Below are 15,607 nucleotides of genomic sequence, written 5' to 3'. Positions count from 1 at the left end.
CTCTTCAGTCAACCATCATATTGATGTTGAGGTTGTACATAATCCAGAGTGAGCCCACAACAACGATTGCAATAATCATAGCGGTGAACAGGAACGCCACCAGATTCCAACGCTCTTCGGACGATCCATTCATGTGCAGGAAGTACACTAAATGTACGATAATCTGCACAACGGCTAAACCGACCACTGTGGCCAGAATAGTGGTATGAGAGGCAGTACCGCTCATCACCATCGCAAATGGAATCACTGTCAGAATGACCGACAGAATGAAGCCAATAAGGTATGACTTCAAGCTACCGTGGCTGGCTCCACCGTGAGTCGTTGTTGGGTGACTCGATGTTGGATGACTCATTACATGGCTCCTAACAGATAGACAACGGTGAATACGCAGATCCAAACCACATCCAGGAAGTGCCAGAACAAGCTCAGACACATCAGGCGGGTTCGGTTCATTTCATTCAGGCCGCGTTTTGCTACTTGAATCATCATAATGATGATCCAAACCAAGCCAGCGGTAACGTGAATACCGTGGGTGGCAACCAGCGCGAAGAAGCTGGACAGGAACGCACTGCGATCCGGGCCGTAGCCTTCAGCAATCAGGTGATGGAATTCATAGATTTCCATTGCCACAAAGCCCAGACCGAACAGGAATGTCAGACCCAACCAGGTATTCACCTGGTTTTTATTGCCTTTATTCATGCCCAGCATAGCGACGCCGTAAGTAATGCTACTGAACAGCAACAGGAAGGTTTCGACCAGAACAAAGTTCAAGTCGAAGATATCCTTGCCTGAAGGACCGCCAGCGGTCCCGTTTACCAACACTGCATAGGTTGCGAACAGAGTCGCAAACAAAATACAGTCGCTCATCAGGTAGATCCAGAAGCCGAATACTTTGGTGGCTCCTGCATCGTGATGCCCATGCTCTACATGGGCGACGTTATGGTTAGTCAGAGTTTCAGTTGACATGATTCACGCCTGCTTTGCTGATTTGTTCATGATGAAGATCTTCAATGCGCTCAACTTCTGCAACCGGCACATAGTAATCAACATCCTCGTCGAAGCTTTTCACAATCCAGGTCACAATCATGCCGACGAAGCCAACAATGGCCAGCCACCAGATATACCAGATCATGGCAAAGCCGAAGATCAAGCTGAAGCCAGCAATAATCACACCTGCACCGGTGTTTCTCGGCATGTGGATCTCTTCGTATTTCGCCGGGCGTTTATAAGCTTCACCTTTCTCTTTCATGTCCCAGAATTCGTCACGATCAGTCACGACAGGCACAACAGCGAAGTTATAGAACGGCGGTGGAGAGGAGGTAGACCACTCCAGCGTACGGCCACCCCATGGGTCACCAGTCAGATCACGATTCTGTTCGCGATCACGGATACTGACGAAGACCTGAATAACCTGACACAAGATACCGCATGCAATCAGTGCTGCACCGCCAGCGGCCACCATTAACATCGGGTGGAATTCTGGATTGATATCTTGGCTCAAACGGCGGGTCATACCCATAAAGCCCAGTACGTACAGCGGCATAAAGGCAACGAAGAAGCCGATGATCCAGAACCAGAATGCACGGATGCCCCATTTCTCATTCAGCGTAAAGCCGAAGGACTTAGGCCACCAGTAGGTCAGGCCAGCGAAGCAACCGAATACCACACCACCAATAATCACGTTGTGGAAGTGTGCAATCAGGAACAGGCTGTTATGCAGAACAAAGTTTGCCCCCGGAACGGCCAGCAGAACACCGGTCATGCCACCGATAGAGAAGGTGATAATGAAACCAACAGTCCACAGCATTGCGGAGTTAAGCTGAATTCGGCCTTGGTACATGGTGAACAACCAGTTGAATATCTTCACCCCTGTCGGGATGGAAATGATCATCGTGGCAATACCGAAGAAGGCGTTAACGTTGGCACCGGACCCCATGGTAAAGAAGTGGTGTAGCCAAACGATAAACGACAGGACGGTAATCGCGATGGTTGCCCAAACGAGTGAGGTGTAACCAAACAGCCGTTTTCTTGAGAAGGTCGCAGTCACTTCGGAGAACACGCCGAATACTGGCAGGACCAGAATGTACACTTCCGGATGGCCCCAGGCCCAGATCAGGTTGATGTACATCATCATGTTGCCACCCATATCATTGGTAAAGAAATGGGTGCCAAGGTAACGATCCAGGGTCAGTAACGCGACGGTGACTGTCAGAATCGGGAAAGAGACGATAATTAAAATGTTGGTACAAAGTGCCGCCCATGTGAAGACCGGCATCTTCATCATTGACATGCCAGGTGCGCGCATCTTCAAGATAGTGGCGAAGAAGTTAACACCGGTCAGCAAGGTGCCCAAACCGGAAATCTGTAGACTCCAGATCCAGTAATCGACCCCGACACCTGGGTTGTACTCTTTACCGGACAGCGGCGGATAGGCCAGCCAGCCAGTTTGCGCGAATTCACCGACCCCCAGAGAGATGTTGATTAACACCACCCCGACGACGAAGAACCAGAAGCTCAGTGAGTTCAGGAACGGGAAGGCAACGTCACGAGCACCGATTTGTAGCGGTACAACCACGTTCATTAAGCCCACCACAAAAGGCATCGCCATGAAGAAAATCATGATGACGCCATGAGCGGTGAAGATTTGATCATAGTGGTGAGGCGGTAGGAACCCAGCCTCGCCAGCAGAAGCGAGTGCTTGCTGGCTACGCATCATGATGGCGTCGGCAAAACCACGCAAAAGCATGACCATGGCGACCAAAATGTACATGATACCGATTTTTTTATGGTCAACAGAGGTCAGCCATTCGCTCCATAACCACTTCCATTTGCCGAAATAGGTCAGGAGGGCGACAAGTGCCAGTCCGCCTAGAACGATTGCAGCAACGGTAACCATAATGATTGGTTCGTGTAGCGGAACCGCATCAAGTGTTAATTTTCCCAACATCGTTTTATTCCTCGGCTCCGGCGTGAGCGGCGTGTTCGCCCATATCCATGCCCTGGCTCATATCCATACCTTTATGGGTATCATCGCCTTTCTGGTGCATGTTCATATCGCCCATAAATTTGCCAATAATCCCTTTAAACAGCTCCGGTTTAACACTGGAGAAATACTCAACCGGATTATTTTCACTCGGTTCAGCCAGTTTATTGAAATCGTCAGTGGTATTTAGGGTGTTCGGCGATTTTTTCACCTGTGCGACCCACTGGTTGAACTCTTCCTGCGTTGGTGTTGCAATCGCAGTGAATTTCATACCAGAGAAGCCCTTACCGCTGAAGCTGCTGGAAATACCATTGTATTTACCGGCTTCGTTGGCAATCAGATGCAGCTTGGTTTGCATCCCGGCCATCGCATAGATCTGCCCGCCTAACTGAGGGATAAAGAACGAGTTCATTACTGAGTTAGAGGTGATTTTAAAGTTCACCGGAACATCAGTAGGGAAAGCTAGTTCATTTACTGTAGCAATACCTTGTTCTGGATAGATAAACAGCCATTTCCAGTCAAGGGAAACCACTTCAATGGTAATAGGCTCTTTGCCTGCCACTTCAAGCGGTTTGAACGGGTCAAGTTCGTGAGAGGTTTTCCAGGTTATCGTCGCCAAAATAGCGATGATAATGATTGGAACAGCCCATACAACAAGCTCAATTTTGTTGGAATGGGACCAGTTTGGGGTGTAGGTCGCACTTTTGTTGGATGCGCGATACTTCCATGCAAAAGCGAACGCCATAAAAATAACCGGAACCACGACGATCAACATTAAACCGATAGCAGTAAGTATCAGTGTTTTTTGTTCGACTCCGATTGCGCCTTTGGGATTCATCAATACCATATCGCAACCACTAAGCATTACCGTGGCTGCAAATAAAGACAACATACCCATATTTTTAATGTATTTCTTAAGTCTCATCTAACGACCTCAATTACAAAAGGGCTCTATTGTCGTTTCATGTGTGCGGGCATTTTACGGGAAGGTTGCAGGACTGTAAACATGCTTAAGATTGTGTCAGCGGCTTGTTGACACTTTATGTTAAGGGGGTCACAGATGTTGACTGGCGTGACAATTTACTAATGGCAACAATATGTTGGCGAGATGGCTTAGTAGCAAGGCCAGGATGTTAAGGAAAAACAACGGTAATTAGGGCTTTATTCAAGGGAAGTACTGATTTTTAATTCGTATGTAAGCTTATTTTGTGTGAAAAATATGTGATGTAAAAGTAAATTAAATTATATTCCGAGGTGACATAAATAGGCACCCCGGAATCATTTAGTTAGAAATTATATTTAATTGAGTAAATAATACCGTCTTGTAAAAAGTCTTCACCCAACTTGTTATACGCGTAACGGTACTGAATACCGGTGGTAAATTGTTTAATCGGTGTCCACCAAAGTGCGATGGCACCGTTAACCCCATTACGGCCACCGTTGCCTGCGGCATAGCGCTCTGCACGGTTGAATTCCAGTTCGTTCCAGTTGGTGATGCTAAATTTCTCATCAAACGCGGTAAAGTCATAACCTGCAACCCAGCCCACAACATAACCGTTATTACCTGAGTAATAGGTCTGGTCAACATAGTGCAGTGCCACGAAAGGTTTCATCCACACGCCAGCCACTGTTGCGTTATAGCCGATACCATACAGCGTGTTCACTTCGTGGAAGTTACTGTAATCGTTGCCTTCAGCGCTTGGCAGCGAGTAGGTGCCATAAATGTGACCATACAGATTGAAGCCGGTGTCACCCAGATAGTAGCGACCGGTGGTTTTGAAAGTGTAACGTTGGTTGTCACCCGGTTGCGCCGTTTTGGAATTGAACGGATTTTCTAAATCGAAGAAGCCGTAGATCTCGCCCCAGCTATAACCTGCACCACCTTCCAACTCGATATAAGCAAAGTCGTCTTTATGCGAGGAGTTACCTGATTTATGCGTAGTACTTCGGGTCCAGTCAAGATAGTTCATGCTGATGTTACCGAAGCCCCACTGGTATTCAGCTTGTGCGGCGGGAGCCAAAGTGACCGTGGCCAGCGCGATAGCGCCGATAAGAGTTTTACGCATAAATGCCTCTGTGTAGTTGAAAGATGTCAGGAGAAACAAAAGGACACAGTCCTTAACAAAAAGTGCGCACATCATAGTCTTACCGCACAAAAGGATAAAGCCCGCAGGGTGATGTAGATCTCGCTTTTGGAAAAATATTTTGCAACTGTTACTGATATATGTGACTTGATTCACTAATTTTGCGGGGTGGTTTCAAAATTGTTTATGGGGCGGAATAATTTCTTTAGCTAATAAATACAAAAAGGCCGGCATTAGTGCCGGCCTTTGAGTGTTAACTCAGATGATTACGCTAGTTTTTCCCGCCTGAGTGCCAGATAATCCAATAACCCCCCCAGAACCATACCGACCACGCTGAGTTGGATGCCGCGCAGTAGCAAGGTATCGGCTATTTGTGGTGCTGCGGTCCAGTTTAGTGAGTTGCTTATCAGCAAGATCAGCCATGCGGCTAACAAAACACAGCCAATAGTTAAGAAGCGTAATGCCCAACGGTAAGCGGTTTTAAATGCGGTTCGGGGCATAAATTCATCGGTTTTCTGGGTATGTTCCAGCGTGTGACGGCAGATATAAAGCAGTAATAAGCCGGGAATGGCTGCAGCAATGGAAAATAGGTAGAACAACGGCCAACCGTGTGTTTCGACAAACCAACCCGCAATCGGGCCGACATAAACGCGACCGACTGCGGATAGTGCAGATAACAAGGCAAATTGCGTGGCGGAGAAAGACTTGTTACAGAGGGTCATTAACAGTGCGACAAACGCCGCAGTACCCATACCCCCGCAGAGATTCTCCAGAAATATAGCGCTGCCCATGGAGAATATATTCTTGTCAGTAATGGATAACAGCCAGTAACCCACATTGGAAATCGCTTGTAAAATACCGAAAATCATCAATGCCCGGAATAAACTCAACCGCTGCATCAAAATGCCGCCATAGAGCGCACCAATAATGGTGGCAATCAATCCTAATGTTTTATTGACCAGCCCCACTTCACCAGCGTCGAACCCGACGCCACGGATTAAGAAGGTGGTGCTCAGGCTAGCGGCAAAAGCATCACCCATTTTGTATAACACGATCAGTAACAGAATCAGCCACGCATTGTTGCGGCCAAAAAAATCACGTAATGGGGCAACAATCGCCTCTTCCAATGTTTTCGGTGGTGCAATGCGGATGTCAGGCTCTGGGGCAAATAGGGTGGCGAATACCCCAATTAACATCAATCCAGCCATTAACCAATAAGTGGATTGCCAGCCAAGGTAGCGATCGGCTATCCACAGTGCCAGCCCGCCAGAGACCAACATCGCCAGACGGTAGCCCAGCACTGAGACTGCCGCCCCGGTACCGCGCTCTTCGGCTGTGAGTAAGTCGGTCTTATAAGCATCAAAAACAATATCTTGCGATGCAGAACAGAATGCGACCAATACCGCGATAGCCGCCAGCCACCATAAATGCTTAGCCGGCTCCATAAAGCCCATGGCGATAATAGCAACGATGAGTAATAGTTGGCTAATTAACAACCAGCCACGTCGGCGGCCAAGAAATGAAGGGGTATAGCGGTCCATTAATGGGGACCAGAGGAACTTAAAGACGTAAGCCTGGCCAACCAGGGAGAAAATACCAATGGTTTTCAGATCGACGTTTTCAACCGTCATCCATGCTTGCAGAGTACCACCAGTAAGGGCTAAAGGGAGGCCCGAAGCAAACCCCAACAACAGAAGAATAAGCGAATTACGTTGGGTAAAAAGGTTTGAATAGCGATTGGACATGTGAGACCTACATGCTCCCCCCGATGTTCAGGGCGGAGCATTCTGTTAAGCAGTAATAATGATGTTAAGCAAACGGAAGATTAGCGAGCATTTTGTTTGATAAAGCTACTGACACTGGTGTCTTGCGCCATATCTGCAATCACATCGCTTAACACGGTATTAACGGCATCAGTGATTTTTTCGTTAGTCGCAGTAAATGCGCCCTGAACGTTGTAACTGGCACGGTAGTTTTTAACCTGCTTATTGCCATTTTTCGCGGTTGCAGTGATAGAAATATCCGCTTTGGTGGTGATGTTATAGCGCAGATTACCCTCCTGAACATCAGCAAATAGTTGGTTTACAACGATTTGTAAGTCCACTGGGGCACCAGTACCAATCATATAACCGCGAGCTGTCATCTGTTTTTCCAGCACTTCTTGTAACAAGAAACGCAGGTCACGGGATGGGGTCAACACGACCAATTGGCCATCGCGATTGACTTTAGCCAGTGCCGCATCTTGGCGCTGATCAGCACCATTAATGCTGATAGTAATCCCCATCAGGGTAGGATCTTGTGGTGGCAATACCACTTTTGGCGTGACATTCAAGGTGTTGTTGCTGGCAGCACAACCTGCCAGGATAAAAATAGCCAACAGCGGGAAAAGAATTTTCTTTAGCATGTTCACTTTATCTCAATAGTTATGGAATTCTTTAATAATCAGAGCGGGGTAGCAGCCATGTTATTTTGCGAGTTTGCAGTCGCGACATCATAGCACCGGGATTGACGGGTGGAAGATCCCGATGTAGAGATTTTCATCAAAAAAGACGATTTTTCCCCAAATGACCCGCAAGTTTACATAAAGACCTTACAAGTCACCTTGTTACCGGACTATCAGATTCGCCCCATACCTTGAGCCAATTAAAGGGAGATCTGCGGGCTATTTTGTATCTGAAATGTTATAAAACAGCGAAAATCAACTAAGATTGCATAAGAGAGTCGGCAGTTTTCTGCCCTTGCAGTAAGGAGAATATGATGATTTTGATTCGAGAACAAATTGAAGAAAAACTAAAAATGGCATTCGAACCGGATCATCTGGAGGTAATAAATGAAAGTTACCGCCACAATGTTCCAGCCGGTTCTGAAAGTCACTTTAAAATTGTGATCGTCAGCAATAAATTTCAAGATCAGCGCTTTCTGAGCCGCCATCGTGCGATTTATGGTGCGTTGGCTGATGAGCTGGCGGGCAGCGTTCATGCGCTGGCTTTGCACACTTATACATTAAAAGAGTGGGCTGGATTACAAGACACTGTACCGGATTCACCATCTTGTCGCGGAGCTGGGACATTAGCGTAAACTGCGGCTCTAATCAAAAACAGGCTGGATAACAGTAGTAATTCTGGCCTGATTTAGGGTATTAGTAGATGAGAATTTCGCAAGCGGCCTCTGGGCCGCTTGTTTTTCTGTATAGGCGACACCATCGTTTTACTAGTGCGCCGCAGGAGTTTTAGCCGAGGGAACGATTCACGCGTGAATTTTACCGCGACAACATTCGCTTGCTTTCCTCGACTCATACCCTGTGCGCCGCTATAATGTCGCGTCTTATTTTTCCGGAATGGTTTCGGGACGCTTCTGACATCTGGGATACTCGGTTCTGTTTAATGCGGCCGTCCCGGTTCTTAGAGGGTGTTTTCAGAGTTCGCATCATTCCTGAAAGGGTAAATGGTGCTGCTTCGTTTGCAGCTTCTGGAGTTGACCGAGCACTGTGATTTTTTTGAGGTAACAAGATGCAAGTTTCTGTTGAAACCACTCAAGGCCTTGGCCGCCGTGTAACAATTACTGTTGCTGCTGACAGCATTGAGAAAGCAGTAAAAAGTGAATTAGTGAAAGCCGCTAAAAGTGTTCGTATCGACGGTTTCCGTAAAGGCCATGTGCCGATGAACATCGTTGAACAACGCTACGGCGCATCTGTTCGCCAGGATGTTCTGGGCGACCTGATGCAACGCAATTTCGTTGACGCGATCATTAAAGAAAAAATCAACCCAGCTGGCGCACCAAACTATGTGCCGGGTGAATACAAGCAGGGTGAAGATTTTACTTATTCTGTTGAGTTTGAAGTGTACCCAGAAGTTGAGCTGAAAGATCTGGAAAGCATTGAAGTAGAAAAGCCAGTTGTTGAAGTAAACGACGCTGACGTTGATACCATGCTGGAAACTCTGCGTAAGCAACAAGCAACCTGGAAAGAAACTGACGCTGCAGCAACTGCTGAAGATCGCGCAACTCTGGATTTCACCGGTTCTATCGACGGTGAAGAGTTTGAAGGCGGAAAAGCGTCTGATTTCGTACTGGCAATGGGGCAGGGCCGCATGATCCCAGGCTTCGAAGAGGGTGTTATCGGCCATAAAGCCGGTGAAGAGTTCACCATCGACGTAAACTTCCCAGAAGATTACCACGCAGAAAACCTGAAAGGTAAATCAGCTAAATTTGACATCGTGTTGAAGAAAGTTGAAGTGCGTGAGCTGCCAGAATTGACTGAAGAGTTCATCAAACGTTTCGGCGTTGCTGATGGTTCAGTTGCCGGTCTGCGTGCTGAAGTGCGTAAAAACATGGAACGTGAGCTGAAAGGCGCAGTACGTAACCGTGTTAAAACGCAGGCCATCGACGGTCTGGTTAGCGCTAACGAAATCGACGTTCCTGCTGCACTGGTTGAAGGCGAAATTGATGTTCTGCGCCGTCAGGCGGCACAGCGTTTCGGTGGCAACGAGAAGCAAGCTGCTGAATTGCCACGTGAACTGTTCGAAGAGCAAGCTAAGCGTCGCGTCGTTGTTGGTTTGCTGCTGGGCGAAGTTATCAGCCAGCACGAGCTGAAAGCTGATGAAAGCCGCGTTAAAGAATTGATCGAAGAGATGGCTTCTGCGTACGAAGATCCACAAGAAGTTATTGAGTTCTACAGCAAAAATAAAGAGCTGATGAACAATATGCGTAGCGTTGCTCTGGAAGAACAAGCGGTAGAAACTCTGCTGGCTAAAGCCAAAGTAACTGAAAAACCAACTACCTTTAGTGAACTGATGAATCAGACCACGACTGCGTAATGTTTTTTAGCGCATCAAACTGGATATAACCCATTTTCCAAGAGATTGGAAAGGGCATATCCAGTATTTTGATTGAAAAAGCCCGTAGCCCATGGCCACGGGCTTTTTCTTTTGGTAACAACAATCACTCAATAGTATGATTAATCTGGCATCTTTCTCTGTAATCTGCGCTATATTTGAAAAGTGAAATATGTACTTAAAATCAATTAGGCGCCGGGATTTTGGCAGGGATAGCGAGCGGTTGTTAGGCTAAAAAATGTGAGAGGGGGCTTGAAAAAGAAGATTAGTCCCCCAATTTACTTAGCAAACGTTCATAAGATGTTGATGAAACACTGGCTGATTACCGCTGTCGAATGTGTCTGGATAACCAGACTGTTTGCACGCACCTTGATGCATGAACATAGTCATCATTACTTATCTCAAGTAGAATCGGTTATGAATGGCGCCAAAGTAAATTCTATTAGGAGACGGTAATGTCATACAGTGGCGAACGAGATCAATTTGCACCTAACATGGCTCTGGTGCCAATGGTGGTTGAGCAGACTTCACGTGGAGAGCGTTCTTACGATATCTTCTCCCGTCTGCTAAAAGAGCGCATTATTTTCCTGACCGGCCAGGTTGAAGACCATATGGCCAACCTGATTACGGCACAGATGCTGTTTCTGGAAGCAGAGAATCCAGAAAAAGACATCTTCCTGTACATCAACTCACCAGGTGGGGTCATTACGGCCGGGATGTCAATTTATGACACCATGCAATTCATTAAGCCTGATGTCAGCACTATCTGTATGGGCCAGGCGTGTTCAATGGGTGCATTCCTGTTGACGGCGGGCGCTAAAGGTAAACGTTTCTGCTTGCCGAATTCACGGGTAATGATTCACCAACCGTTGGGCGGTTTCCAGGGCCAGGCCACAGATATTGAAATTCATGCAAGAGAGATTTTAAAAGTGAAATCGCGCATGAATGAACTGATGGCGCTTCACACGGGAAAATCTCTTGAAGAAATAGAGAGAGACACTGAGCGCGACCGTTTCTTGTCAGCTGAAGAGGCTGTAGGATATGGATTAGTTGATTCCGTGTTCACCCGTCGTGACTAACGACTTATTTCTGTGAGCCGATATACTATAATTGTATGTAAATAGAACAAGTAGTGTATGCAATAGAGCCAATTGTGGCGTCGAACCCGTTCAGTTGCGTATTGTTTGTACACTACCCATTATATCGGCTACCCGTTGCAGGCTAACGTGGTGTCCAGAAATAGCGAGAATAGTCTCCCTGCCACCGTGATTTAGGGGGTGGCAGATACTGAAAAAGAGGTTTACTGATGACAGATAAGCGCAAAGACGGTTCTGGAAAGTTGCTGTATTGCTCTTTCTGCGGCAAAAGCCAGCATGAAGTGCGTAAGCTAATAGCCGGGCCGTCAGTGTATATCTGCGATGAATGTGTCGATTTGTGTAACGACATTATTCGCGAAGAGATCAAAGAAGTTGCCCCGCACCGGGAGCGCAGTTCGCTGCCCACTCCTCACGAGATTCGTCGTCACCTTGATGATTATGTCATCGGGCAGGAACCGGCGAAAAAAGTGCTGGCTGTTGCGGTGTATAACCACTACAAGCGTTTACGCAACGGCGATACCAGTAATGGCATCGAGCTGGGTAAAAGTAATATTTTGCTGATCGGCCCGACGGGTAGCGGTAAGACCCTGCTGGCGGAGACATTGGCTCGCTTCCTGGATGTGCCATTTACCATGGCCGATGCGACCACGCTGACTGAAGCGGGTTATGTGGGCGAAGATGTAGAAAACATCATTCAGAAGCTATTGCAGAAATGTGATTACGACGTTCAAAAAGCGCAACGTGGGATCGTCTATATCGATGAAATTGATAAAATTTCACGTAAGTCTGATAACCCGTCGATCACCCGTGATGTTTCGGGCGAAGGTGTGCAACAGGCCCTGTTGAAATTGATTGAAGGGACAATTGCAGCCGTGCCGCCACAAGGTGGTCGCAAGCACCCACAACAGGAGTTTTTGCAGGTTGATACCTCTAAAATTCTGTTTATCTGTGGCGGTGCTTTTGCCGGTTTGGACAAAGTGATTGGGCAGCGTATTAACACAGGAACTGGCATTGGTTTCGGCGCGACGGTAAAAGGCAAGTCAGAGAAGGCAACAGAAGGTGAGTTATTAAGCCAGGCTGAGCCAGAAGACTTGATTAAATTCGGTTTAATCCCTGAATTTATCGGCCGTCTGCCAGTGGTTGCTACCCTGAGCGAATTGAGCGAAGACGCACTGATTCAAATCTTGAAAGAACCTAAAAACGCGCTGACTAAACAGTATCAGGCGTTGTTCAATCTGGAAGGTGTGGAGCTTGAGTTCCGTGATGAGGCGTTAACTGCGATTGCCAAGAAAGCGATGGCACGTAAAACAGGTGCTCGTGGCCTGCGTTCTATCGTAGAAGGCGCTTTGCTGGATACGATGTACGATTTACCGTCAATGGACAGTGTGGAGAAAGTGGTGGTAGATGAGTCAGTTATCGCTGGCCAATCTGCTCCAATGCTGATTTACGGTCAACCGGAAGCACAAGCTTCTGGCGAATAATTAGCCAAATAATCCAGATGGTTAGTATGACAATGGGGGATTTTATCCCCCATTTCTTTTTCCTCGCATTGTTATCGTTGAATGTAAGACATTCGTCCCCATATACTCAATTACCTATTTAATGAAACTCGTGATGGTTCGTGTTTCACGAGATTTCCAGTAATCTGGCGGAAGCTAAACTAAGAGAGAGCTCTATGAACCCTGAGCGTTCCGAACGCATAGAAATCCCTGTATTGCCTCTGCGCGATGTGGTGGTTTATCCGCATATGGTGATCCCACTGTTTGTTGGCCGGGAAAAGTCGATTCGGTGCCTGGAAGCTGCAATGGACCATGATAAGAAAATCATGCTGGTTGCGCAGAAAGAAGCCTCGACGGATGAGCCTGGTATCAATGATCTGTTTTCAGTCGGCACCGTAGCTTCGATTTTGCAAATGCTGAAATTGCCTGATGGCACGGTTAAAGTGCTGGTCGAAGGGTTACAGCGTGCGCGTATCACAACGCTTTCAGATAGTGGTGAGCATTTTGCTGCCCAGGCGGAATACCTTGAATCACCTGTGATGGATGATCGTGAACAAGAAGTATTAGTTCGCACAGCCATTAATCAGTTTGAAGGCTATATCAAACTGAACAAAAAAATCCCACCGGAAGTACTGGCCTCGTTGCACAGTATTGATGATGCGGCACGTCTTGCTGATACTATCGCGGCACATATGCCGTTGAAATTAAATGATAAGCAAGCGGTTCTGGAAATGTTCGATGTGACCGAACGTCTGGAATATCTGATGGCGATGATGGAATCAGAAATCGATCTGTTACAGGTCGAAAAGCGGATTCGTAACCGCGTCAAACGGCAGATGGAAAAGAGCCAGCGCGAGTACTATCTGAACGAGCAAATGAAAGCCATTCAGAAAGAGCTGGGCGAGATGGACGATACGCCTGACGAGCATGAAGCGCTAAAGCGTAAAATTGAAGCGGCCAAAATGCCGAAAGATGCGCGCGAAAAAACCGAAGCCGAGCTGCAAAAACTGAAAATGATGTCGCCGATGTCGGCGGAAGCTACTGTGGTTCGTGGTTACATCGATTGGATGTTGCAGGTTCCGTGGAACAGCCGCAGCAAAGTTAAAAAAGATTTGGTCAAAGCGCAGGAAGTTCTGGATACCGATCACTACGGCCTGGAACGAGTTAAAGATCGTATTTTGGAATACCTCGCAGTACAGAGCCGAGTCAGCAAAATTAAGGGGCCAATCCTCTGTCTGGTAGGGCCTCCTGGGGTGGGTAAAACCTCTCTGGGGCAATCTATTGCCCGTGCGACAGGTCGTCAGTATGTGCGTATGGCATTGGGTGGGGTACGTGATGAAGCTGAAATCCGTGGTCACCGCCGTACCTATATTGGCTCTATGCCGGGTAAATTGATCCAGAAGATGGCAAAAGTTGGAGTGAAAAACCCACTCTTCCTGTTGGATGAGATCGATAAGATGGCCTCCGATATGCGCGGCGATCCGGCCTCCGCACTGCTGGAAGTGTTAGATCCAGAACAGAACGTGGCATTTAACGATCACTACCTGGAAGTGGATTACGATCTGTCAGATGTCATGTTTGTTGCGACCTCTAACTCCATGAATATCCCAGCACCTTTGCTGGATCGTATGGAGGTGATTCGCCTGTCCGGTTATACCGAAGATGAGAAACTCAATATTGCCAAGCAGCATCTGTTGCCGAAACAATTTGAGCGCAACGCCATTAAGAAGGGCGAGTTGACCATCGATGACAGCGCCATCATGAGCATTATCCGTTATTACACCCGCGAAGCTGGGGTACGTAGTCTGGAGCGCGAAATCTCCAAACTGTGCCGCAAAGCAGTAAAAAATCTGCTTATGGATAAAACGGTTAAGCATATTGAGATCACTGGCGACAATCTGAAAGATTTCCTTGGTGTGCAGAAAGTCGATTATGGTCGTGCTGATACTGAAAACCGTGTTGGCCAAGTGACTGGCCTCGCGTGGACTGAAGTTGGCGGCGATTTGCTAACCATTGAAACCGCATGCGTTCCAGGTAAAGGTAAGCTGACTTACACCGGTTCTCTGGGTGAAGTGATGCAAGAGTCGATTCAGGCGGCATTGACTGTGGTGCGCGCACGTGCGGATAAATTAGGTATCAATCCTGATTTCTACGAAAAACGTGATATCCACGTACATGTGCCTGAAGGCGCGACGCCGAAAGATGGTCCGAGCGCAGGTATTGCAATGTGTACCGCACTGGTCTCTTGCCTGACCGGCAACCCGGTACGTGCCGATGTGGCAATGACCGGTGAAATCACTTTACGTGGCTTAGTCTTGCCAATCGGTGGTTTGAAAGAGAAATTACTGGCCGCTCACCGTGGTGGGATCAAAGTGGTGCTAATTCCAGAAGAGAACAAACGTGATTTGGAAGAGATTCCTGACAACGTAATTGCTGATCTGGAAATTCATCCGGTTAAACGAATTGATGATGTTTTAGCCATTGCTTTGCAAAATCCTGCCTTCGGGGCACAGCCGGTAGCGTCAAAATAGTGACGTATCGCAAGAAGTATTGATAAAACTGATGCTGGTAAGTGAAATGCTACTTGCCAGCTATTTTTTGTGCCGCTAAGTTAGTTCGGCTGTCCGGTAAAAGTTTGAGCCTTTGGGTTGCTTGCTAAGGTCGGGCAGGATTGATATAACAGCTGCGCTGTCGTGTTGTCCGTAGGGATTTTCGGCGCGACGATAGAATTCTAAAGGGGATGAAAGAGTGAATAAGTCACAACTGATCGACAAAATTGCCGCTGGTGCTGATATTTCTAAAGCGGCCGCTGGGCGCGCATTAGATGCAATTATTGCTTCTGTTACTGAATCTTTGAAAGAAGGTGATGACGTAGCTCTGGTTGGTTTTGGTACTTTTGCAGTCCGTGAGCGTTCTGCACGTACTGGCCGTAACCCTCAGACAGGCAAAGAAATCAGTATTCCAGCGGCTAAAGTACCAGGCTTCCGCGCCGGTAAAGGTCTGAAAGACGCTGTAAACTAATTGCCGCGTCAACTCTCACCTGTGTATTTACCCAAAGCATTTGGAGTGGCTGCTAGCATCTCTGCTGCTGCAAATATGACGGGTGTATATT

Annotated in this window: 13 protein-coding genes; 6 read left to right on the top strand and 7 right to left on the bottom strand. The window is 47.4% G+C overall.

Translation table 11 applies throughout. The features are described from left to right. Positions 1-4 precede the first annotated feature (4 nt). The 7 genes from FFE93_RS15865 to FFE93_RS15835 all read right to left on the bottom strand — a co-directional run bounded on the left by FFE93_RS15865 (position 5) and on the right by FFE93_RS15835 (position 7,471). On the bottom strand, positions 5-352 hold the full coding sequence (locus FFE93_RS15865) for a cytochrome o ubiquinol oxidase subunit IV (protein ID WP_032812973.1): 348 nt from the start codon (positions 350-352) through the stop codon (positions 5-7). Further along, positions 352-966, bottom strand: coding sequence for a cytochrome o ubiquinol oxidase subunit III (locus tag FFE93_RS15860; protein ID WP_032897215.1), 615 nt, complete (start codon positions 964-966; stop codon positions 352-354). The genes FFE93_RS15865 and FFE93_RS15860 overlap by 1 nt, the downstream gene beginning before the upstream one ends. After that, positions 956-2,947, bottom strand: a complete 1,992-nt coding sequence (gene cyoB, locus FFE93_RS15855; protein WP_004873454.1) for a cytochrome o ubiquinol oxidase subunit I — start codon at positions 2,945-2,947, stop codon at positions 956-958. Before cyoB ends, FFE93_RS15860 begins: the two co-directional genes overlap by 11 nt. A 4-nt stretch (positions 2,948-2,951) precedes the next feature. Continuing rightward, a complete protein-coding gene (gene cyoA, locus FFE93_RS15850; protein ID WP_005272742.1) occupies positions 2,952-3,908 on the bottom strand; it encodes a cytochrome o ubiquinol oxidase subunit II in 957 nt (318 codons plus the stop codon). Positions 3,909-4,269: 361 nt separating this feature from the next. Continuing rightward, positions 4,270-5,049, bottom strand: coding sequence for an outer membrane protein OmpK (locus tag FFE93_RS15845; protein ID WP_005272741.1), 780 nt, complete (start codon positions 5,047-5,049; stop codon positions 4,270-4,272). A 284-nt stretch (positions 5,050-5,333) separates the two neighbouring features. Further along, positions 5,334-6,812 carry a muropeptide MFS transporter AmpG gene (ampG, locus tag FFE93_RS15840; protein ID WP_138775489.1) on the bottom strand — a complete coding sequence of 493 codons (1,479 nt, stop codon included), beginning with the start codon at positions 6,810-6,812 and terminating at the stop codon, positions 5,334-5,336. 80 nt (positions 6,813-6,892) lie between these two features. Beyond that, complete coding sequence (locus tag FFE93_RS15835; protein WP_032897209.1) at positions 6,893-7,471, bottom strand: lipoprotein; 579 nt, start codon at positions 7,469-7,471, stop codon at positions 6,893-6,895. Between the two features lie 353 nt (positions 7,472-7,824). Between FFE93_RS15835 and bolA the strand changes: the two genes are divergently transcribed. The 6 genes from bolA (at position 7,825) to hupB (ending at position 15,516) form a co-directional block, all read left to right on the top strand. Further along, positions 7,825-8,145, top strand: coding sequence for a transcriptional regulator BolA (gene bolA / locus FFE93_RS15830; RefSeq protein WP_072083849.1), 321 nt, complete (start codon positions 7,825-7,827; stop codon positions 8,143-8,145). 431 nt (positions 8,146-8,576) lie between these two features. Beyond that, positions 8,577-9,881, top strand: a complete 1,305-nt coding sequence (tig, locus tag FFE93_RS15820; RefSeq protein ID WP_005272735.1) for a trigger factor — start codon at positions 8,577-8,579, stop codon at positions 9,879-9,881. 473 nt (positions 9,882-10,354) lie between these two features. Beyond that, positions 10,355-10,978, top strand: a complete 624-nt coding sequence (gene clpP / locus FFE93_RS15815) for an ATP-dependent Clp endopeptidase proteolytic subunit ClpP (RefSeq protein ID WP_005272733.1) — start codon at positions 10,355-10,357, stop codon at positions 10,976-10,978. 227 nt (positions 10,979-11,205) lie between these two features. After that, complete coding sequence (gene clpX / locus FFE93_RS15810) at positions 11,206-12,477, top strand: ATP-dependent protease ATP-binding subunit ClpX (RefSeq protein ID WP_004714578.1); 1,272 nt, start codon at positions 11,206-11,208, stop codon at positions 12,475-12,477. A gap of 194 nt (positions 12,478-12,671) precedes the next feature. After that, positions 12,672-15,026 (top strand): endopeptidase La, encoded by a 2,355-nt coding sequence (gene lon, locus FFE93_RS15805; protein WP_005272730.1) that lies wholly within the window; start codon positions 12,672-12,674, stop codon positions 15,024-15,026. 217 nt (positions 15,027-15,243) lie between these two features. After that, positions 15,244-15,516, top strand: a complete 273-nt coding sequence (hupB, locus tag FFE93_RS15800; protein ID WP_004392663.1) for a nucleoid-associated protein HU-beta — start codon at positions 15,244-15,246, stop codon at positions 15,514-15,516. The last annotated feature ends 91 nt before the right edge of the window (positions 15,517-15,607 follow it).

The sequence above is a fragment of the Yersinia sp. KBS0713 genome, assembly GCF_005937895.2.
Lineage (GTDB): Bacteria > Pseudomonadota > Gammaproteobacteria > Enterobacterales > Enterobacteriaceae > Yersinia > Yersinia bercovieri.
This window is presented reverse-complemented; position numbering and strand designations above follow the sequence as displayed.

Excerpts from the sequence above, each read along its gene's own strand:
- clpX (WP_004714578.1), top strand. The coding sequence starts at position 11,206 with ATGACAGATAAGCGCAAAGACGGTTCTGGAAAGTTGCTGTATTGCTCT.
- FFE93_RS15835 (WP_032897209.1), bottom strand. The coding sequence starts at position 7,471 with ATGCTAAAGAAAATTCTTTTCCCGCTGTTGGCTATTTTTATCCTGGCA.
- tig (WP_005272735.1), top strand. The coding sequence starts at position 8,577 with ATGCAAGTTTCTGTTGAAACCACTCAAGGCCTTGGCCGCCGTGTAACA.
- clpP (WP_005272733.1), top strand. The coding sequence starts at position 10,355 with ATGTCATACAGTGGCGAACGAGATCAATTTGCACCTAACATGGCTCTG.
- bolA (WP_072083849.1), top strand. The coding sequence starts at position 7,825 with ATGATTTTGATTCGAGAACAAATTGAAGAAAAACTAAAAATGGCATTC.
- cyoA (WP_005272742.1), bottom strand. The coding sequence starts at position 3,908 with ATGAGACTTAAGAAATACATTAAAAATATGGGTATGTTGTCTTTATTT.
- FFE93_RS15860 (WP_032897215.1), bottom strand. The coding sequence starts at position 966 with ATGTCAACTGAAACTCTGACTAACCATAACGTCGCCCATGTAGAGCAT.
- ampG (WP_138775489.1), bottom strand. The coding sequence starts at position 6,812 with ATGTCCAATCGCTATTCAAACCTTTTTACCCAACGTAATTCGCTTATT.
- FFE93_RS15845 (WP_005272741.1), bottom strand. The coding sequence starts at position 5,049 with ATGCGTAAAACTCTTATCGGCGCTATCGCGCTGGCCACGGTCACTTTG.
- FFE93_RS15865 (WP_032812973.1), bottom strand. The coding sequence starts at position 352 with ATGAGTCATCCAACATCGAGTCACCCAACAACGACTCACGGTGGAGCC.
- lon (WP_005272730.1), top strand. The coding sequence starts at position 12,672 with ATGAACCCTGAGCGTTCCGAACGCATAGAAATCCCTGTATTGCCTCTG.
- cyoB (WP_004873454.1), bottom strand. The coding sequence starts at position 2,947 with ATGTTGGGAAAATTAACACTTGATGCGGTTCCGCTACACGAACCAATC.